Annotated in this window: 22 protein-coding genes; 5 read left to right on the top strand and 17 right to left on the bottom strand. The window is 45.6% G+C overall.

Annotated features, from left to right (window positions below):
• Window positions 1-158: 158 nt before the first annotated feature.
• On the top strand, window positions 159-779 hold the full coding sequence (locus BTA31_RS17150) for an HTH-type transcriptional regulator Hpr (protein WP_043927088.1): 621 nt from the start codon (window positions 159-161) through the stop codon (window positions 777-779).
• Here BTA31_RS17150 and BTA31_RS17145 read toward each other — a convergent pair.
• Complete coding sequence (locus BTA31_RS17145) at window positions 776-1,123, bottom strand: YhaI family protein (protein WP_043927089.1); 348 nt, start codon at window positions 1,121-1,123, stop codon at window positions 776-778. The genes BTA31_RS17150 and BTA31_RS17145 overlap by 4 nt on opposite strands.
• Window positions 1,124-1,336: 213 nt before the next feature.
• Here BTA31_RS17145 and BTA31_RS17140 point away from each other — a divergent pair, with 213 nt between their 5' ends.
• Window positions 1,337-1,852 carry a DUF3267 domain-containing protein gene (locus tag BTA31_RS17140; RefSeq protein WP_043927090.1) on the top strand — a complete coding sequence of 172 codons (516 nt, stop codon included), beginning with the start codon at window positions 1,337-1,339 and terminating at the stop codon, window positions 1,850-1,852.
• A 77-nt stretch (window positions 1,853-1,929) separates the two neighbouring features.
• Window positions 1,930-2,145, top strand: a complete 216-nt coding sequence (locus BTA31_RS17135; protein WP_003180249.1) for a hypothetical protein — start codon at window positions 1,930-1,932, stop codon at window positions 2,143-2,145.
• 53 nt (window positions 2,146-2,198) lie between these two features.
• Here the strand turns inward: BTA31_RS17135 and BTA31_RS17130 are convergent, their stop codons facing one another.
• Both BTA31_RS17130 and BTA31_RS17125 read right to left on the bottom strand, forming a co-directional pair.
• Window positions 2,199-2,297, bottom strand: a complete 99-nt coding sequence (locus BTA31_RS17130; RefSeq protein WP_003180247.1) for a YjcZ family sporulation protein — start codon at window positions 2,295-2,297, stop codon at window positions 2,199-2,201.
• A gap of 127 nt (window positions 2,298-2,424) precedes the next feature.
• Window positions 2,425-2,511 carry a YjcZ family sporulation protein gene (locus BTA31_RS17125; RefSeq protein WP_003180245.1) on the bottom strand — a complete coding sequence of 29 codons (87 nt, stop codon included), beginning with the start codon at window positions 2,509-2,511 and terminating at the stop codon, window positions 2,425-2,427.
• 163 nt (window positions 2,512-2,674) lie between these two features.
• Here BTA31_RS17125 and BTA31_RS17120 point away from each other — a divergent pair, with 163 nt between their 5' ends.
• Window positions 2,675-3,535 (top strand): peptidylprolyl isomerase, encoded by an 861-nt coding sequence (locus BTA31_RS17120; RefSeq protein WP_076793280.1) that lies wholly within the window; start codon window positions 2,675-2,677, stop codon window positions 3,533-3,535.
• A gap of 45 nt (window positions 3,536-3,580) precedes the next feature.
• Here BTA31_RS17120 and BTA31_RS17115 read toward each other — a convergent pair whose 3' ends face one another.
• The 6 genes from BTA31_RS17115 to BTA31_RS17090 form a co-directional block, all read right to left on the bottom strand.
• Window positions 3,581-3,814: a sporulation YhaL family protein gene (locus tag BTA31_RS17115; protein WP_043927094.1), complete on the bottom strand. Its 234-nt coding sequence runs from the start codon at window positions 3,812-3,814 to the stop codon at window positions 3,581-3,583.
• 67 nt (window positions 3,815-3,881) lie between these two features.
• Window positions 3,882-4,826, bottom strand: coding sequence for a 3'-5' exoribonuclease YhaM (gene yhaM / locus BTA31_RS17110; protein WP_043927095.1), 945 nt, complete (start codon window positions 4,824-4,826; stop codon window positions 3,882-3,884).
• Window positions 4,827-4,875: 49 nt separating this feature from the next.
• Complete coding sequence (locus BTA31_RS17105) at window positions 4,876-7,842, bottom strand: AAA family ATPase (protein WP_076793279.1); 2,967 nt, start codon at window positions 7,840-7,842, stop codon at window positions 4,876-4,878.
• 13 nt (window positions 7,843-7,855) lie between these two features.
• Window positions 7,856-9,100 carry a metallophosphoesterase family protein gene (locus tag BTA31_RS17100; RefSeq protein WP_076793278.1) on the bottom strand — a complete coding sequence of 415 codons (1,245 nt, stop codon included), beginning with the start codon at window positions 9,098-9,100 and terminating at the stop codon, window positions 7,856-7,858.
• 101 nt (window positions 9,101-9,201) lie between these two features.
• Complete coding sequence (locus BTA31_RS17095; protein ID WP_076793277.1) at window positions 9,202-10,470, bottom strand: ABC transporter permease; 1,269 nt, start codon at window positions 10,468-10,470, stop codon at window positions 9,202-9,204.
• A complete protein-coding gene (locus BTA31_RS17090; RefSeq protein WP_076793276.1) occupies window positions 10,463-11,359 on the bottom strand; it encodes an ABC transporter ATP-binding protein in 897 nt (298 codons plus the stop codon). The genes BTA31_RS17095 and BTA31_RS17090 overlap by 8 nt, the downstream gene beginning before the upstream one ends.
• 117 nt (window positions 11,360-11,476) lie before the next feature.
• Here BTA31_RS17090 and BTA31_RS17085 point away from each other — a divergent pair, with 117 nt between their 5' ends.
• On the top strand, window positions 11,477-11,662 hold the full coding sequence (locus BTA31_RS17085; protein WP_076793275.1) for a YhzD family protein: 186 nt from the start codon (window positions 11,477-11,479) through the stop codon (window positions 11,660-11,662).
• A 74-nt stretch (window positions 11,663-11,736) separates the two neighbouring features.
• Here the strand turns inward: BTA31_RS17085 and BTA31_RS17080 are convergent, their stop codons facing one another.
• The 8 genes from BTA31_RS17080 to BTA31_RS17045 all read right to left on the bottom strand — a co-directional run bounded on the left by BTA31_RS17080 (window position 11,737) and on the right by BTA31_RS17045 (window position 18,870).
• Window positions 11,737-12,015 (bottom strand): hypothetical protein, encoded by a 279-nt coding sequence (locus BTA31_RS17080; protein WP_043927102.1) that lies wholly within the window; start codon window positions 12,013-12,015, stop codon window positions 11,737-11,739.
• Between the two features lie 4 nt (window positions 12,016-12,019).
• Window positions 12,020-12,157 (bottom strand): hypothetical protein, encoded by a 138-nt coding sequence (locus tag BTA31_RS23090; RefSeq protein ID WP_165569705.1) that lies wholly within the window; start codon window positions 12,155-12,157, stop codon window positions 12,020-12,022.
• A complete protein-coding gene (locus tag BTA31_RS17075; protein ID WP_076793274.1) occupies window positions 12,147-13,265 on the bottom strand; it encodes a Rap family tetratricopeptide repeat protein in 1,119 nt (372 codons plus the stop codon). Before BTA31_RS17075 ends, BTA31_RS23090 begins: the two co-directional genes overlap by 11 nt.
• Window positions 13,266-13,378: 113 nt before the next feature.
• Complete coding sequence (locus tag BTA31_RS17070; RefSeq protein ID WP_076793273.1) at window positions 13,379-14,155, bottom strand: enoyl-CoA hydratase; 777 nt, start codon at window positions 14,153-14,155, stop codon at window positions 13,379-13,381.
• A gap of 135 nt (window positions 14,156-14,290) precedes the next feature.
• Window positions 14,291-15,808 carry a coproporphyrinogen III oxidase gene (locus BTA31_RS17065; protein ID WP_076793305.1) on the bottom strand — a complete coding sequence of 506 codons (1,518 nt, stop codon included), beginning with the start codon at window positions 15,806-15,808 and terminating at the stop codon, window positions 14,291-14,293.
• Between the two features lie 143 nt (window positions 15,809-15,951).
• Entirely contained in the window at window positions 15,952-16,815 is an 864-nt protein-coding gene (locus BTA31_RS17060; protein ID WP_076793272.1) for a Cof-type HAD-IIB family hydrolase, read from the bottom strand.
• A gap of 448 nt (window positions 16,816-17,263) precedes the next feature.
• Window positions 17,264-17,617, bottom strand: coding sequence for a YlbF/YmcA family competence regulator (locus BTA31_RS17050; RefSeq protein ID WP_043927106.1), 354 nt, complete (start codon window positions 17,615-17,617; stop codon window positions 17,264-17,266).
• A gap of 122 nt (window positions 17,618-17,739) precedes the next feature.
• Entirely contained in the window at window positions 17,740-18,870 is a 1,131-nt protein-coding gene (locus BTA31_RS17045) for a DUF445 domain-containing protein (RefSeq protein ID WP_076793271.1), read from the bottom strand.
• Window positions 18,871-18,936: the final 66 nt, after the last annotated feature.

Below are 18,936 nucleotides of genomic sequence, written 5' to 3'. Positions count from 1 at the left end.
GTGTGAATGGAAAATTTTCACGCTCTTTTTTTAGGTAAAATCCTGATTTCACACCACAAAACTGGATTTTTTAAAAATTTCGTAAATTTACATCTTTATTAATCTTTATTTTATTGGCATAATAGAAATTATAAGATAAAGAGAAGCAGGTGAAGTGAATGAATCGAGCGGAAGAGCCCTATACGGTGAAAGAAGCCCTTTTATTCAGTCAAAGAATGGCACAGCTTAGCAAGGCGCTTTGGAAGTCGATAGAAAAGGATTGGCAGCAGTGGATTAAACCTTATGATCTGAACATTAACGAGCATCATATTTTGTGGATCGCCTACCAGCTGAACGGAGCATCCATTTCAGAAATCGCCAAGTTCGGCGTCATGCACGTATCCACGGCGTTTAATTTTTCAAAAAAGCTTGAGGAAAGAGGTTACCTGGAGTTTTCCAAAAAATTGAATGACAAACGAAACACTTACATTCAGCTGACTCCGAAAGGTGAAGAAGTTTTCCTTAAAATCCTCGAGTCTTACGATCCAACCCGGAATGCCGTCTTAAAAGGCGCTCAGCCCCTTCATCAGCTGTACGGGAAGTTTCCAGAAATCGTCGAAATGATGTCGATCATCCGCCATATTTACGGCGATGATTTCATGGAAATTTTCGAAAAATCGTTTTCAAACATCGAAAGTGAATTTACGAGCGAAGAGGGCAAAATGAAGAAAAAACAAGAAGCAAAAGAAGCCGGGGAATCGATAGAGATGGACAAACCGCTTGAGCCTCTTAAAAACTAAGCCAGATCGTATTGCCTGATAATGCTGATGAATTCGCTCATCAGCGGTTTGTACAGACCTTGTCTGTGAAGGGCGAAAATCGTTTCGTGCACTTCAAGTTTTTCATTTAACTGTCCCGCAAAAAGCGTGAGGAGATGGTCGAACATCACATATCCTTGCGCTTTTTGTGCTTCGAGCTCCTTTGAGAGCTCTTCACACAGCTTTTCCGTTTGCTTTGCTTCTTCCTCTGATAAGCCCTTTTCGATCAATATTTTATAATACGGATACCCTTCCATATCCGCATTGTTCAATAACAGTTTGATGTAATATTCCAGCCGTTCAAGGCGTTGCTCCATTGAGTTCATATTTGTCCCTTCTCTCCCTTTCTCTTATTTTAGCCGATATTCCCTTCTGATGAAAGTTCAACACGGGAGATTTCTGTTCCTTTTACACCCTTCTAAATTCTTTGGAAAATGACGAAATTTTTTTTGGAAAAGGGATTGATTTTTCTCATCCAGAGGAGTAAATTATTCTGAGGATTTCATATAACAGTTTGTTGAAACGGAAGGATGTCATTTATGAGTTGCTGGAAAACCATCAATCTCGTTAAAGATTATGGAGGCATGCGCATCGTGCTCACTGCCGTCAGTTTAATGATTTTATTTTTTATACCCGAATATTTAGCGATGCAGCTTATTCATCCGCAAACTGTTCAGAGAGGCGATCATGCCCTTTTGTTTGCAGGACTTTTGGTTGCGGCTATAATCGCCCATAAAATTCTTCATATCTTGCCGATGATCAGCAAGAAAAAAATAGAAAAAAAGATTTATTGGTTGAAAATGAGAACATGGAGAGAAATTCCGAAAAACACGATGCTTGTCTCTCTTCTCTGCCCTTTTTTCGTCATCACGCCTGTATTATTTTACGCGGGGGCAGCGATGCCGAGCTTTGCTCATTATTTCTGCATCATTTCAAGCATTCATTTCGGCTATTGTCTGCCTGATTTTCTGTTTGCCTGGAAATTGATCAAAGCGCCTAAAAATTGCTTTGTCGATCAGGAAGCCGATGATTTTGATATTTTAATACAAAAATAATCCAACCGCTGGCACTTGGAAAATCCTTTTTTTCAGTCTATTTTCTATCTTTTTTAATAAATATTTGGTAATGTAGTATGGAGCAGAAACAGAGAGGGGGATCTCCTATCATCCTTTTTTATTTCATCTTGTTTGCGGTTTTTACTGTCTTCAACATAAACAAGCTTACAAACTCTTTATGCCTTGTCAGAGAGATTCCTGAAGAGCGGCAGGATAAGGTATTTAGAATGATTAATGTGCTGATCTTAATTCTATTGATCTCATCATTCATTGAGATTTCCTTTACCGTGTAAAGAAAAAAGGATAGCTGCCGATCGTATTGATCCGGCAGCTATCCTTTTGTTGATTAGCATATCCAAGAAGCACCAATAATAATTAATAAGATGAACAGTACCACAAGCAGCGCAAAGCCGCCAGCGAAACCTCCTGCATAACCGTCGCCCATATTGACACCTCCTCTGCCCCAGTCGTTACATTAGTGTATGCACGAATGTCATGAAACGATTAGGCTATCGTCCAAAAGAAAAGAACCGCCTGAAAAAATGACGGTTCTTTTCTCATTTTCTAAGGTTTTAGTACAGATAAGCTGCACCAACGATGATTAATAAAATGAACAACACGACCAATAAAGCAAAACCGCTTGAGTATCCTCCGCTCATGTTATTGACCTCCTTTTCTTGATCAATATATTTGTATGAGCGGAAAGAAAATTTGACTAGACGGATGCCCCTCTGTTGAAAATCTTTTTACAGCATGCCAGAATATGATATGATACAATTCAAAGGAAAGTTTAAACTGTAATGATTAGGAGTGTTTGCATTTATGAAGAAGATTGCAATTGCGGCGATTACAGCGACAAGCGTACTGGCTCTCAGCGCATGCAGCGGGGGAGATTCTGAGGTTGTTGCAGAAACAAAAGCTGGAAATATTACAAAAGAAGACCTTTATCAAACATTAAAAGACAATGCCGGAGCGGATGCACTGAACATGCTTGTTCAGCAAAAAGTACTCGACGATAAATACGATGTCTCCGACAAAGAAATCGACAAAAAGCTGAACGAGTACAAAAAATCGATGGGTGACCAGCTCAACCAGCTCATTGACCAAAAAGGCGAAGACTTCGTCAAAGAACAGATCAAATACGAACTTCTGATGCAAAAAGCCGCAAAGGATAACATAAAAGTAACTGATGATGACGTAAAAGAATATTATGACGGCCTGAAAGGCAAAATCCACTTAAGCCACATTCTTGTGAAGGAAAAGAAAACGGCTGAAGAAGTTGAGAAAAAGCTGAAAAAAGGCGAAAAATTCGAAGACCTTGCAAAAGAGTATTCAACTGACGGAACAGCCGAAAAAGGCGGCGACCTCGGCTGGGTCGGCAAAGACGATAACATGGACAAGGATTTCGTCAAAGCGGCGTTTGCTTTGAAAACCGGCGAAGTCAGCGGACCTGTGAAATCGCAATTCGGCTATCACATCATTAAAAAAGACGAAGAGCGCGGCAAATATGAAGACATGAAAAAAGAGCTCAAAAAAGAGGTCCAAGAACAAAAGCAAAACGATCAAACTGAACTGCAATCTGTCATCGACAAACTTGTCAAAGATGCTGATTTAAAAGTAAAAGACAAAGAGTTGAAAAAACAAGTCGACCAGCGCCAAGCTCAGCCAAGCAGCAGCAGCTGACGTCAAAAAAGCTGTCCTCCCCTCGCGGGGCCGGACAGCTTTTTTTTATGCGATGGAATGGCTGTCAGCCGATTTTTCATGCTGTTCTTGATCTTCATCCAATGAACGATTCATGCGCTTTGCTTTTTCTTTTTCCATCCGTTCGATATAAATGCGGCCTTCTTTTTCGATAAAAGCCTGATCGATCTTTTCCTCTTCCTTTGCCGTCGTCATCAGCTTATAGGCGCTGAAAATAATGCCGACGATGCAAAGGTACACCCACCACGGAAACAGCAGCACGGCTTTTCCCCCTTTTTGAATAAACTGTATATCAGACATTATGCAAAAGGGAGACAAGTTATGACGCTTATTTGTGAAAAACGGGCTTGTAAAAGGAACGGTTATCCAATGCAAAGACGCGTTCGGTATATTCTCCCGGCTTGACCCGTTCGAGCGCTCTGTCCATCATATTGATCTTCGCGTCAAGGTTGTCGATATAGTGAAGAATTTCCGCTTCCTTGACCATCGGCGGCTTCGGGCTGCCCCATTCGGGTTTACCGTGATGACTTAAAATCAAATGCTGAAGAATCAACACTTCTTCTGAATCAATTTGAAGCTCTTCGGCGGCTTTTGCAATTTCTGTCACCATAATCGAAATGTGTCCCAGCAGGTTCCCTTCGACAGTATATGTCGTGGACACCGGGCCGGATAGTTCTTTTACTTTTCCAAGGTCATGCAGAATAACGCCTGCGTACAAAAGGTCGCGATCGAGCGACGGATACAGGTCTGCGACCGATTTGGCCAGGTTCAGCATGGAGACAACATGATATGCGAGACCTGACACGAACTCGTGGTGATTTTTCGTCGCAGCCGGATAATCAATGAATTCCTTGCCGTATTTTTTGACGAGGTGCCTCGTGATTCGCTGAATACTCGGGTTTTTCATTTCAAAAATATATTGAGTGACCGCATCCATCATTTCGTTTTTGGGAATCGGTGCAGTCTCAAGAAAGTCATCGATTTTGACATTTTCATTCTCGCCCGCAGGTCTGATGTTTCGCAGCTTCAGCTGGTTCCGCCCGCGGTAATGATGAATGTCGCCGACCACTTTCACGATCGTCTGCGGGCCGTAGGTCACTTCGTCCTGCTGCTTGGCGTCCCACAGCTTTGCTTCTATATCTCCGGACTGATCCTGCAGCATCAGCGTTAAAAACGGTTTCCCGTTGCTTGCGATTCCTTTCGTTGACGATTTAATGAGCAAATACAAATCCACCTGCTCGCCAACTTCGTGCAGCATGATACCTTTTGCCATGATAAAGCTCCCTCCGTTTTCCTACATAAAATCATTATAGCACACACTTTTATTTGTTAGTTATACCCTTTACTTCCACATTTTCCATACCGGAAGGAAGCAGAATCACATCTTCGTCGTGAAAAGCTTCTTTTACATGTTCATGACACGTAAAATACAAGATTTGCTGATCTTCGCCTGAAAGCTTTTTTAAAATGTTCAGCACTTGTTTAAACCTCTCGTGGTCGAAGTGGACAAAGCTGTCATCCAGCTGGAACGGCAATTTGACTTCCTTCTGATGGGAGAGGGCCAGAGCGAATCGGATCGCTAAATAGAGCTGTTCACAAGTCGCCTGAGACAGTTCGTGGGCGTAAAAAACGGCCCCGTCTTTTCGCATAACCATCATGGAATCATCTGTTTCAGAAAAATAAATTTTTTCGTATTGTCCGGCAGTCAATGGGTTCAGTAATGTTTCAGCTATCTGTAATAACTTCGGAAGCCGAACCTTCTTATGTTCATCTATCTTGTTTTTGACCGCCTGCCGGATCAGCTTGACGGCGGCCCACTTTTTGGCCAGTTCGGCGACCCGCTCTTTTTGCATCCCGGTCTGATAGGCGAGCTCGGATACCGCTCCTGACTCCTCAAGTCTGACGAGCTCTGCATGGAAATTAGCCGCCTTTTGCCTTTCTTCTGCCAGCTGTTTTTCTGTGCGGGCTCTTTTTTCCTTTGCCTCGGCCAGCTTTCCTTTCAGTTCTGCAAGAGAGTGGCCTGATGCGAGCAAGACGGCCTTCTCGTCCTGCCTGCCGAGTTCTCTTTTGAGCTGCCCGAGCCTTGCCGTTAATTCTTTTTTGGCTTGGTCGCGCTTCGCCAGTCTGATAAACATCTCACGGCCGTCCGCCCGTGCTTTTTGAAAGAGTTCGGCAATTTGAGATTGAAAGTATTCCGTCTCTTTTGTCAGCTCTTTGATTTGTTCGGCTGTATGCTTTAAAGACACGTCTGCTTCCTGTTTTTGTCGAAGTTTTTCTTTTTGGGACTCAAGCGCGCTTTTCAGCTGAAACACCTGCTCTTGGGCGCTTCCGCCCGTGAGGCTGAGGGATGAGACAAGCTTTCTCAAGCCCGCTTCAAAGGATGCTTTTTTGGCCTGAAGACGGCTCAGTTCCTTCTCGATATCCCGCTTTTTCAAAATTTCCTCTCGGAGTTCCTTGATCAAAGCGTACGCATCAGCTAAAAATGACGGGTCGATTGACAGGTTCAGCTCTTTCAAATAGCGTTCGGTCTTCTCCTGATACGGACGGATATCCTTTTCCCACTCTTCGAACTTCTGAATCGCTCTTTCATATTCCGTTTCTTTCTGTCTGAGCTCAGCTTGTTTTGCGATGAGGAGCTGCCGGGTTTGGTCGTCCTTCCACAGCTCTTCCCTTAAAGCGTTGTCACTCACTCCGCTTTTTGAACCACTGCGATCAATGTCGTCCAGCTGCTTTTGGATAAAAGCCGCTGCCGCGGAAGACTCAGGCTTTTTTAAAACAAAAGCGGCTAATATGAGCAAGATCGGCACGAACAAAGCGCCCGGAAACCACTCCTTGAAAAAGAGCGCCGCACAAGCTGCCGCAAAAGCAGCACAAAGCGCTACCGCAAAAGCGGTCTTTCTTCTTTTCATCCGAACTTTTTGTTCTTGCTTCAGATAAGACAGCTGAAGGATCAGCTCTTCCCGCCTTCCGGCATGAACGCCGGCGGACGCAAGGCGGCTAAGGGTTTCTTCCTTTTGCTTGCGGACATCATCCGGCATCACTTCATTGTTGAGAGCGGCATGAGCCTGTTCAGCTTCCTCCAAATCAGCCCTCGCCTGCTCAAACCGCTCGTCGAGCGACCGCTTCAGTTCACGAAGCTCGATGTATGCCTGAACGGTTTCCTGCAGCTTCCACTCGTATTCATACGTGGTGTCTGCATTGAGAATATCGTATTCCTCGATTTGCAGGCGCTCAAGCCCCGCTTGAACCCGTCCGTTTATCTGGTGAAGCTGTTCAGTCAAAGACGCGATTTTTTCGGTATACGACTGGTAAAACGGATATGCTGTTAAAAGCTCTTCAGCTTCGGCTTCGTGCTCGATGAAGTCTTCAGCCGTTGCAAAAGCGGCGGCGCGCTGTTCCAAATCGCGCTTTTTTTCTTCCAGCGCCTTCAGCTGAGCCGCTTTTGGATGCAGGTGGGATTCGAGCTTTTCGAGCTCGAAAAGTCCCCCTTCGGGGAAACGGCTTTCTCCTGAGCCGCCGAAAGATGCGAGCTGCTCTTCCAGCTGGCGCTTTTCCGCGGCCGCCGGCAGAATCTCAATCGCCTGCTCGATTTGTGAGACGAGGTGTTCAAGATCTTTCAGCAGTTGTCCGCTTTCCTTTATCGACGCCTCAGCGCCTTTTTTTTCGTCTAACAGACGGTGGTAGTCGCCTTCCCGCGCTTTCGCCTTTTTCAAATCTTCGGAAAGCCTTTTTAACCGATCGAGCTCCTGATTCAGCTCAGGCTTCCGTCCGTTCGGTTTAAACAGCTCCTCCTGTTTTTTCACGAGGCCGGCATCCATCTTGGAAATCGCATCAGAGCCGAACAGACTCGAAAACAGCAGAAAACGGCCGATTTTGTCGCGGTTGAATTTATGAATTTCCTGAAGGCCGAATACGTCAAATGAGTAGATCGCTTTATACAGCTGCCTGTCGACGCCTGACAGCAGCTCATTTAAAAAACCTTCGGGCTTTGTGCTGCCGTCTTCCAGATAAACGGCGACCCGCTCAGGCTTTCCGGCTGTCCGTTCGATTCGGATCTGACCCAAATCAGGGTGCCCGATCTCAAGCATCCCCCCGTAAATGACGCCTGTTTTCGGCTCGTACCGTTTCGTCTTCGGAAAACCGAACAGCACGCTTTCAATAAACGACATGAGCGTCGTTTTCCCGGCTTCATTGAGCCCATAGATCAAATGCAGATTTGAAGGAGACAGGCGAAATGTCTGATTGGCAAATTTACCGTATCCGTATATATGTATCGCATGTATATTCACCCTGCATCCTCCCTTATCTTTTCAATGTCTTCAGTTCATGAAGCAGCAGTTTTTCCGCCTGTGCGCGAATGTCCCGGAAGTCTTCCTCATTAAAACGCTCTCCGTTCCTTCTAAAGACCGGATGCCGCTCCAAATCGTCAAGAATCAGGCTGAAATCTTGAAATTCATGCATTTCTTGCAAAAGCTCCTGGAAAAAAGCGTCCCGTTCGATTCCCGACAAGGCGGCATCGGTTTGATCTTCGATTGCGGTAAGCCAGATGAACGCGTCTTCCTCCCGCTCTTCTTCATGGAAAATGTCAAGGATCTCGTCCGCAATACCGGCCTGTCCTTCCGCCAAATAAGAGGGTGTTTCTCCTGTCAATACCATCTTGACGCATGCGGGCTTGCCTCTGTTTCTGAAAGATTGAAAGGCATCCTGCATGAGGCTGATCAGCTCTGTCATCTGCTTTGTCCCGGAGATATCGATGCAGGCCGTTTCCCACAGGACATCCGATACGGCTTTAAATTCGAAGGTCAGTTCTCCGCTGCAAACATTGACGAGATAGCAGCCTTTCTCTCCCGTTTCCTTCATGTGCCGGGATTGCGTGTTTCCCGGATAAATCACCGCCGGATCGGCGGCTGAAATGACCTGTCTTTTATGTATATGGCCAAGCGCCCAGTAATCCATCTGACCGTTTTTCAAATCTTGAAGGGAAAAAGGACAGTACGGGTCATGGCCGCTTTCCCCGGAAAGCGTCCCATGAATCATCCCGATATGCAGGGGCGCGTCTGTCGTTTTTTTGATTTCAGCTGCCTTATTGGCAAAAACAGAGCGCTCGGGATAGCTGTAGCCGTAGATGCTTGCGGCAAGCCGGCCGTCTTTGTAAAACGATTTTTCTTCAATGTCTTCCGCTGAAAAGATGTGGACGTTGTCAGGCCATTCAATTGGGGTCCAATCGCCGCCCAGATGATCGTGATTGCCAAAAATCACATAGACTTGAATGTTGTTCTCTTTAAGCTTTAAAAATTGCTTTCTCAAAAACATCTGTGCTTTTAAACTGCGGTTTGCTTCGTCGAAAAGGTCGCCGGCAAGCAAAATGAAGTCGGCCTGTTCATCAATCGCAAGCTTAAACACATTTTCAGCGCTTTTAAATGTGCTGTTTTTGATCCGCCGGTAAACCTCTTCAGGTAGCCGGCTGATGCCGTGAAACGGACTGTCCAGGTGCAGATCGGCCGCATGAATGAAAGTGATGTTTGTCAATCTTCTGCTCCTTTTCATAAATCATTCTGCTCCCATTCTATCACGGGTTGAAAGCGAATGCACGTTCTACTCTTTGCATGAAAAAAGCAGCTTTTCTTTCAAGCTGCTTTTCTCTTTCATTATCGATCTTTTGACAGACGAAGCGCCTGTTTGATATTTTTCAATCCGCCGCCGCTCGTGTACATGAGCACGCCGCCTTTATATACCCTCGCCCCGATGACGGCGAGAATCACAATGGTGAGAGCGGTGATGCCGATGCCGAGAGCCGCTTCCCAAAACGGAATATCAAGCACGCCGACTCTGAGGAACATGATCATCGGCGCAAAGAACGGAATGAATGAAGTGACAGTAATAAACGTCGAATCCGGAGCATTCAGTCCGAACATGGCAATCATGAATCCGGCAACGACCAACAAGATCATCGGCGAAATCATCTGCTGAACATCTTCAATCCGGCTGACGACGCTTCCGAGAAATGCTGCAAGAGTTGCGTAGAGGAAGTAGCCGAGCATCAAGAAAATGACCGCGTACACAAGTGTTGCGGTAGGTACGCCGGAAACATCAAAAAATCCTTTAATCAGCTCAGCCGCATCTCCTCCGCTTTCCTGGCTGGACTGAAGCGACAGATAGCCGGCAAGAAGGAGCGCGGCGAGCTGTGTCAGGCCTAACAGGGCAACGCCGAACAGTTTGGCGAACATTTGCTGGACAGGGGGCACACTGGAAATTAAAATTTCCATTACGCGGGAAGACTTTTCCGTCGCAACTTCTGTCGCAATCATTGAAGCGTACATCAAAACGGAAAAATAAATGACAAACAGCACAACATACACAAGCCCTGTCGCCTTTTGAAGCTCTTCCTCGGTTTTCGCGCCTTCTTTCAAGGCAACACTGTTAACTTTTACCGGTGTAAACAGTTCACTCAGCTTTTCCTGAGGTACGTTCAATTCAGCCGTTCCAACGGCGATTTTTGCTTGTGAGAGCGCCTGTTCAATCGTGGAGACAGCTGTGGAATCAGCGATATCGAGCGCTTTATACGTTCCTTTCAGCACGCCTTTTTTATCTCTGTCCAGGATTAAAATGCCTTCGAGCTTTTCGTCTCTGACGTCTTTTTCAAGCTCTTTTTCCGGCTTATCCGCTTTTTCGACCTCCAGCGCTTCATCAGTGTCGAGTGCTTCCACCTGCTGGGCAAACGTGTCGTACAGCTGATTTGAGCGGTCAATGACGGCGATTTTATCACCCTCTCCGCCGTCATCAAACATGGAAATAATCGATCCCATATTTGTGACGAGCACGACAAGCGCGAGCGTGATGGCCGTTGAAATGATGAATGACTTCGTTTTCAGCTTGCTGAGATATGTATGAAAAAGAACAATCCAAAACTTATTCATAACGGGCACCTACCTTTTCGACGAAAATATCATGCAAAGAAGGCTCTTCAAGTTCAAACTTTCTGATAAACCCGCGTCCTTGAAGCATTGTAAACAGCTCTTGAGAGACTTCTTCATTCTCGACCTGCAGGCGGACTCCTTCGGAATGATCCCGCCATTTGACGATGCCGGCTGTCTCTTTCAAGAAGCTCAAGTCGCCGTCTGCGTGAATCGTGACATTCTTTCTGCCAAAAGAACGTTTGATTTCTTTTAATTTTCCTTGAACGACAGGCGTCCCGCGCTGCAAAATGCAGACGTGTTCGCACAGCTCTTCGACATGCTCCATCCTGTGACTTGAAAATACAATCGAGGTGCCGTCGTCTTTTAAAGAAATGACCGCGTCTTTTAAAAGCTCGACATTCACCGGATCGAGCCCGCTGAACGGCTCGTCAAGAATCAAAAGCTCCGGCTTGTGCAGCACAGCCGTGATGAACTGAATTTTTTGCTGGTTCCCTTTGGAGAGCTCCTCAACTTTTTTATCGGCGTATTCCGTAATATGGAACCGTTCGAGCCACTTCTCCATTTCCTTGAGCGCAGTTTGTTTTGTCATGCCTTTCAGGCGGCCGAGGTACACGAGCTGATCTTTCACCTTCAGCTTCGGGTACAGTCCGCGCTCTTCAGGCAAATAACCGATGCTGTTTGTGACACCGTAGTTAATCGGCTGTCCTTTCCATGTGACAGTACCCTCTGTCGCATTCAAAAGGCCGAGTATCATTCGAAATGTCGTCGTTTTCCCTGCTCCGTTGGCGCCGAGAAGACCGAACATTTGCTTGTCTGGAATCTCCAGCGTCAGATCATTTACAGCTGTAAATGAACCGAACCTTTTCGTGACATGATCGATTTTGAGCATTATAACTCCTCCTTCCAATTTACAATCATACGTTAGTCATACCATTTTAAAAAGGATTTTTTTGATTTTTATATAATTTTAAACAAATAGATCATATTTTGAGAAAGGGGAAGAGAAATGGAAAATTATTATGTAACCGTTTTCGACACTAGTGGAGAAACGCTTTTGAATGAGCGATTTGAAGCGGCCGATGATAAAGAAGCGAAAGAGAAAGGAAGAGGAATGCTGAAGGAAAAGCAATTTTTGGAGCATACACACCGGGTAGTACATTCGTCCGGTAAAATCATTGTTTTTCGCAGCTGACTAAAATACGGGGTAAGGCGGCCTTCTGGGAAAGCTCTCTGGCTGCTGCCGCCTGCCCTTTGATCCGCAAAACACTAGCGGATCATCAAAACAATGAGCAGTCCCATGTTGATGAAACCGAGTAAAAACGATACGTAAGCGACGCCTTTATTTTTTTGCAGAAAATAAAGGCCATTGACCGCCAGCACACAGACGATGACAGCATCAAACATTCGAAACAAAAGATCCTGCAAGCGGTAGGCCGGAGCGAAAAAACAAATCACAGAGACGATCAGGATGAAAAGGCAAGAAACTGTAATATACATCGTCCATTCTTTCGCTGCGTCAGCCCGCTCATTCTGAGATGAAATCATGTCCTTAAACTCGGGCCTCCTTGTCAGTCGTGATCATTTTGTCCGCATACAAGGAAGGGGCTTTCCCCGCATCTGCCAAAAAGCTTGAAGACGTTAACACCACAGCCAGCGACACCACGACGAACAACAGTTTAGCTTTCATACAACGCATCTCCCCTTTTGATTTTTCGTCTTGCCTGAGCGCACTTTTCGTAGTAAAAAATGGAATCTTCAAGCCGCTCAATTTGATTATAATACTGGGCTGCGTCTAAAGCCAGCTCTTCAACAGCTGCATATAAATGGTTTGACTCCAAATAATCAAATCCGTTTTCCACGGCTTTCCGATCTCCGCCGTCCAAATACAGCCCGTACAGGATGTTAAGCTTTGCCGCGTGTTCTTCATCCCCGAGCGATGCCGCGCTTCGGATGCCTTTTTCATAACAGGCGGCAGCTCCGAAATGGTTTCCCTGCTTTAGACGAACGTACATCAAGTTGTACAGCACTTTTGGAATATATGATGAACTTTCCTGTTCAAAAATGGAAAGAGCGCTCTCCATATGATCTGAGGCTTCCCGGTACGATTCTTGATGGAAATAGCAATTTCCCAAATTAAAATGAGCGGCTGCCGTCAAATGGCTGTTTTTGATTTTCCTGGCGTCTTCAAGCGCATTGGCCAGGCTTTTCAGCGCGGGTCCGTATGTCATTGATTCAACCCAATTGCCGGCAATGATAAAATCGCAGAAAATCTTTTTTTCTTTTAGCGTTTCATACCGGTTAAAAATGTCGGAAGCGAGCGTCGCATAGTTGATTGATAGGTATCTCTGGTTGATATAATAGTAGATTTCCGCAAGCTTATAATAAAATTCCGCTTTTTCAACCTCGTCTTCCAATGCGCTGACTTTTTGTTCAGCCGTTTTATAGCAGCCGATTGCCTTGACGAACCGTTTTTGTTTGAATTCATACATCCCTTTAAAAAACCAATAATAGTAGTTTAATAAACCTGTCATTTGGTCTTCTCTTTCTTCTAAGTCGCGGAGGTTTTTTTCGATATTTTCAGTCTTTTCCGGTTTCAAATAGCTGAGCATCAGCTTATGCCTGAATTCAAGCAGCGAATAGTAGAGCAGGACGTCCTGATTTTCTTCCATGTCTTGAAAATCATTTAAAATTTCCGCTTTCAATGATTCACTGGCGGCGACCTGATTTTTCCGAATGGCGTTGTACCAATCATTCAGCTTTCTAGCAACGTATTCAGATGGAATCTTTTGTTTCAATTTCCCCGCCTCCCGAGAGCTCGTACAGACCTGTGTCTTATGAATCATTTTATAGAAACTTAAATTTTTTTACAATTGCTTCTGCAAGACAATTTCCTGCCGGGCCGCTCTTGTTATACTTGCTGACGGTTAAATTGCGGCTGGCGCTTTTCTAAAAATGCGCGGATCCCTTCCTGATGGTCGCTTGTCAGCCGCATTTTCATCTGGGCCGTTTTCTCGAGTTCGAGCGTTTTTTGCAGCCGCCCGCCATTCAGCGCCTGGTAGATCTTTTTCGTTTCAATCATCGCTGCCAGCGGAGCATGCAGAAGCTTTTCAAGGTAGATGCGTGCAAAACGGCCGGAGTCTCCGCTGAATACGGCGTCTGCGATCCGAAGCTCGTGCGCTTCGGCCCCCGTCAATTTTTTCCCGCTCCAAATCAATTCTTTGGCCGCAGCTTCACCGACTCTCCGCTCTAAAACGAAGTGTCCGCCTCCATCGGGAACAAGCCCGATGCCGATAAAATTCATCGCCAGCTTCGCCTCTTTTTCGACCAGTACATGGTCGCAGCTGAGCGCGAGGCTCAATCCCAGACCTGCGGCCGCACCGTGGACAGCCGCTACAGTTATTTTCGGCATGCTGTAAAGCTTCACCGCAATTTCAGAAATCGTGTCAATGACGCGGGCGGAGCTGTCTTGATCTCCGGAAGAGAGCATCATCTTAATGTCTCCGCCTGCAGAAAATTCTTTGTCGCTGCCTCTCACGAGGAGGAGCAGCGATTCGCTTTCCTCTGCAATACTCAAAGCTTCATTCAGCTCTTCAAGCATTTTTTCATTCAGGGCATTGTACGCCTCAGAGCGATTCAGCACAATTTCAAATATCCCGTTTTCGTCTTTCCATTTGATATACTCCATCTTGCACCTCCGTGAATACGTTTACAATTGATACTATTTAAACTATTCCACCTTTGTCCTCCAAAACCTTTTTTTGTTGCCGATTCCGGCTTGATTCCGCAATAAAAAAGCTGCCGGTAATCCCGGCAGCAGCTTCTATTCTTGTGGAGAACCGCTTTTTGCATGCTTCTGAAAAAGCTCAGACAAGTAGCGGATTTTTTCGTTTGTATAGTGTTCAAATCTGTCATTGTACGTTTTCGGGTCTTTCGGATTGGAGAAGTGCGTGATTTTTCCCGTTCCCGGATCGACAAATTTGCTCGCAGCTCCGCAGCCGATCCCGATAATCGTCTGTTTTTCCTCCATGATCATAATGTTATAGATGCTTTCCTGGCCGGGAAGGGAATAGCCTATATTCTCCAGGTTGCCGAGAATGTTTTTCTGCCTGTACAAATAGTAGGGATGGTAGCCGTGCTGTTTCGTCCACGAGACAGCGTCATCCATCATCGCGACAATCTCCTCGCGGTCAGCCACCTTATACTTATGCTTGTTCTTCGTCATTTCAGACGCGCGCTTAAATGACAGCGTATGAACGGTCAACGATTCAGGCATTAATTTTTCGGTTTCGGAAAGAGAATTTCTGAATTCTTTTGCCCCTTCGCCCGGAAGGCCGATGATCAAATCCATATTGATGTTCGACATGCCGGCATTTCGCGACAGATGATACTTTTCGATCGTTTCTTCCACGGTATGGTGGCGTCCGATCGCTTTCAGCGTTTCATTTTCGTAAGACTGCGGGTTAATGCTGATTCGGTCGATGTTCCATTTTTTTAAGACCGCGAGCTTTTCCTCTGTGATCGTATCAGGCCGTCCAGCCTCAACTGTGACCTCGCGGATATTTTTCACATCGGGAAATGAACGGTACATTTCTTCATACAATAGATCCATTTCTTCAGCGGTAATGCTTGTCGGCGTTCCGCCGCCGAAATACACGGTCGTGATGCTGACATCGTTCTCCTTGAGCCATTCACCGATTTTTTGCATTTCATAGTGAAGCCCCCACAAAAATGAGCCGACCCGTCCGGCTTGTCCTCTGATCGCGTACGCCGGAAACGTGCAGTAGGCACACTTCGTCGGGCAGAACGGGATGCCGATGTAAATGCTGACCTCTTGACCCAGCTCATACAAATCAGGTACAGCTTTCAGCTGACGGTCAATGATGTTTTGCATCAGTTCGATCTTTTCGTCCTGAATTAAATAATCCCGCTTCAGTTCGGCATGGGCCTCTTCCTTTGGCTTGCCGCTCTCCAGCTTTTTGTGAAGCAGCTTTGTCGGGCGGACACCGGTGAGAATCCCCCATTTCTGAATGATCCCGGTATGCTCCTGAAGCATGCTCAAAAAAACGTAGGAAACGGTGTTCTTCACCTGTTTAAACGCTTCCTTTTCCGTCAGTTTGAGGTCAATGTTTTTCGCATATTCTGCAGTAATGTCCGTATCTTTTATCGCACCCGAAGCCTTAACACCGTTCTCTTCCCGTTCATAGCCGAGAACGATCGCAAGGTCTGCCGGCGCTTCTTCGCCAAGAACGACTTCGCTTTCCTCAAAGAATAAGTTGGCTATATGCTCAAGCGGTCTCTGGAACCTTTCGTCTTGGAGCCCTTCTATATAAATGCGCAATGTCATCACCTTTTTCGTTTCAAAACTTTCTTTAGTGTACAAAAATAAATGGGCAAAATCAATCCGGGAAACAAACATTCCTTTAAGGCAGCGATGAATGAATCATCCCCGCATTCAAGTTGAAAGCGGGGACCCTATAGGAATCAGACTTTTTTAATATGGAATTTTTTAAGAAACCCTTTGCTTTGCTGCATTCTGAAGTATTCTTTAATCATATAAGCGACGCCCTGTTCATCATTGGAGCGCGTCACCCAATCCGCTTTTTGCTTGACCTCCTGAGGAGCATTGCCCATTGCGACTCCGAGCCCGGCAAGCTCGATCATCGGAAGGTCGTCGATATCATGGCCGATCGCAACGACATCTTCCATTTTTAAACCGAGGTCGGCGGCGAGCATCGTCAAGCCCGATTCTTTCGAAATCCCTTTATGGACAATCAGCATTTTTTCCCCCGCTTCAATAATGTCGACGAGAGGAAACGCATTTGTGATCGTCTGCCTGATTTCTTCGGACTGTCCTGTTGAGCAATAAACCTCGATCACCGGTGCGCTGACCGGTTCATCCATCAGCATGTCGCTCAGCGAATCGACAAACTGGACGGGATAAAAAATCGGGTCAGACGGGTGAATCATCGTTTTCCCCAGCAGGTTTGAATTCGTTTTTTTCCGGTTTCCAATCGAATATTTTTCATGGAGGATTCTGATATTGCAATCATAGCTTTCCAGTATTTGAACAAGGTTAAATGTTTGTTCTTCGGAAATCCTTTTTTCTAATAAAGGTTCATCGATTTTGTCCGCTATAATCGCTCCGCTGTGTGTAATCAGCTTCGTATCCAGCTTTAAAGATTTGGCGATTTTTTGAGCGGAGCGGAAATGTCTGTTCGTCACAAGCGTAACATATACACCTTTCTTTTTTGCATATTCGATCGCTTCCTTCGTTGCGGGATGAAGCCGTCCGTTTGTCCGAAGCAGCGTTCCGTCTATATTCAGCGCAAGCATTTGTTTTGACACCAGGAGGTCCCCCTTCTTTGATGACTGAATCTGTTATAGAGGATATGTCCCGGTCCCTTTTTTTAGAACAGCCCTCTTGATGTACATACTAAAAAAAGCCTGTTTTCACAGACTTTTCACTTCGCATCGTGTGGATACGATCATGATTCTCCCTCATATTCAAAACAGTGAATTCAACGCCCCTTTCGTTCAATTCACCTTATATTGACAACCCCTTTATTTGACCAGCAGACGTGCTTTCAGTCTGTCAATTTCCTCTGTACCCCTTATCATTTTGCCGCCAGTCCGTTTTTCATGATCGTATCCCGGCAAAAAAATGAAAGCACTTACATTTAGTATTATCGCAACTATTTCACGAATTGACAAGTCTTTTTTTAAATCTTTATGAACGTTATTTATTCACTTAGTGAAAAAATCCCCTCTTGTCTTGACAAGGGGGGATTTTTTATCAGCTCTCTGGATTTCCGTAAAGCTCTTCCAAAGGCTTCATGATGATTTTGTTTAATTCAGCAATCAGCATGCTCATCCGCTGTTCCGCTTCCATCAGCTGCGAGATTTTCTCATGCTGCTGGACGAGCGCCACGGATTTTTGTGCTTGTTCGACCTCTTCCTGAGTGATGTCTTCGCCGTTCATCTGTTTTTGCTGAAGGTTCAATTGAATATCGCGAAAGTTATCAAACATCTTTTTAGCAGATGGGTCGCCATTCACCTCATCATAAAGATTTTTCAATCGGGAATATTCTTCGCTTTGACGCAAGGCTTGTTCCAACTCATAAGCCGAGTCATGTAAATTGACCGTCATCCTGATCCGCTCCTTTCCTGCCTGGATTCTTCTTATGGAATCGGCACCACTCCACTATAACAAACTATGGAGTGTTTTTCACAGTTATACGATAATTCCGTTTGAACAGGCTGTCTTCAGCCTCAGATCAAAATCACAAAGATGGCTTGCACGGCTCCGATGATTCCACCAAGCAGACCGCCTAAATACGTGATCATTTTGAACTCCCGCTTGGAAATGGACAACACCATTTCTTCAAGACGTTCAACGGGGAAGTTGTCCACCTGTTCCTTGACGATTTGCTCGAGCTCCAGCTGCTTGAGCACTTGATCCAGGCGGCGGCCCGCCTCTTCGAGAAGGCGGTCGGCCATCTGCGGCAGGCGCAAAGCGATGTCCCGCTCAAAACTGGAAATAGAGGAGCCTATCGTCTTTTCGAAAAACGGCTGAAGCGAGAATCGTTTCAAAAACTTTTCCTTCAAATCGAAAATGAGAGGTTTGAGGTTCCATTTGTCATCCGCTTCTTTGAACGTATATTCTTTCAGCTTGTCCCATTCGTTTTCAAACAGATCTGTTAAGAGCCGCGCGGTCTCGCCGTTCTTTAAAAACTTCACAATCTCCGGCTGAACGCGATCAACCAGACTGCTGTTGCCTAAAAACATCTGCACCATGCTGCCGAGCATGCCCCGTTCTTTCAAAAAATCGTCAATCATATGTCCGAGGCGTTCCTTTCCTTCATCACTTTCAAAGTAGCTGACAGCCCGGCTTAAAATATAGCCTGACACCATTGGAATTTTCTCTTTCAGCTTTTCTTGGGCCTCAAGAGGGATAAGCTCTTTCAGCGGTTCATTTTCATACGCCTCTAAAAATGCGGACAGCTTCTCATCGGCCCATCTGGATACCGCTTGATCCGCTTTTTGGGCGGGATTTGAAATTCCGATGCTTTCCAATGCTTCTTCAACGGTGGCCGTTGATTGCGAGAGGTGCGCCAAGAGCCGCTCTCCAACCTGCACTGCCTGGCTTTTGACCGCATCGGATGCAAGCCTTGTTTTGATCCCTTCTGTTGTCAGCAGATGGCCTGTGACCATCTGTCCCATCTGTCTCGCCAATTCATCGCGCCTTTTCGGAATTAATCCGGGTGTAAAAGGAACCCGCTTTCCAAATATGTAGATCGCTTTATATGGGCGAAAAAGCATTTTAATCGCAAAATGATTCGTTACAGCGCCGATAAGTGCACCGACTGCAATCATAACGGCAAAAACCCCAAATACATACATGTTCTTTTCAACTGCCTTCCTTTTTACCTGACATCATAGCTGCACAGCGTGGGCCTTGACGATCGG

The sequence above is a fragment of the Bacillus haynesii genome, assembly GCF_001969855.1.
In the GTDB taxonomy this organism is placed as follows: domain Bacteria; phylum Bacillota; class Bacilli; order Bacillales; family Bacillaceae; genus Bacillus; species Bacillus haynesii.
Note: the sequence above shows the minus strand (reverse complement) of the source record. Positions and strands in the feature narration are given on the sequence as shown.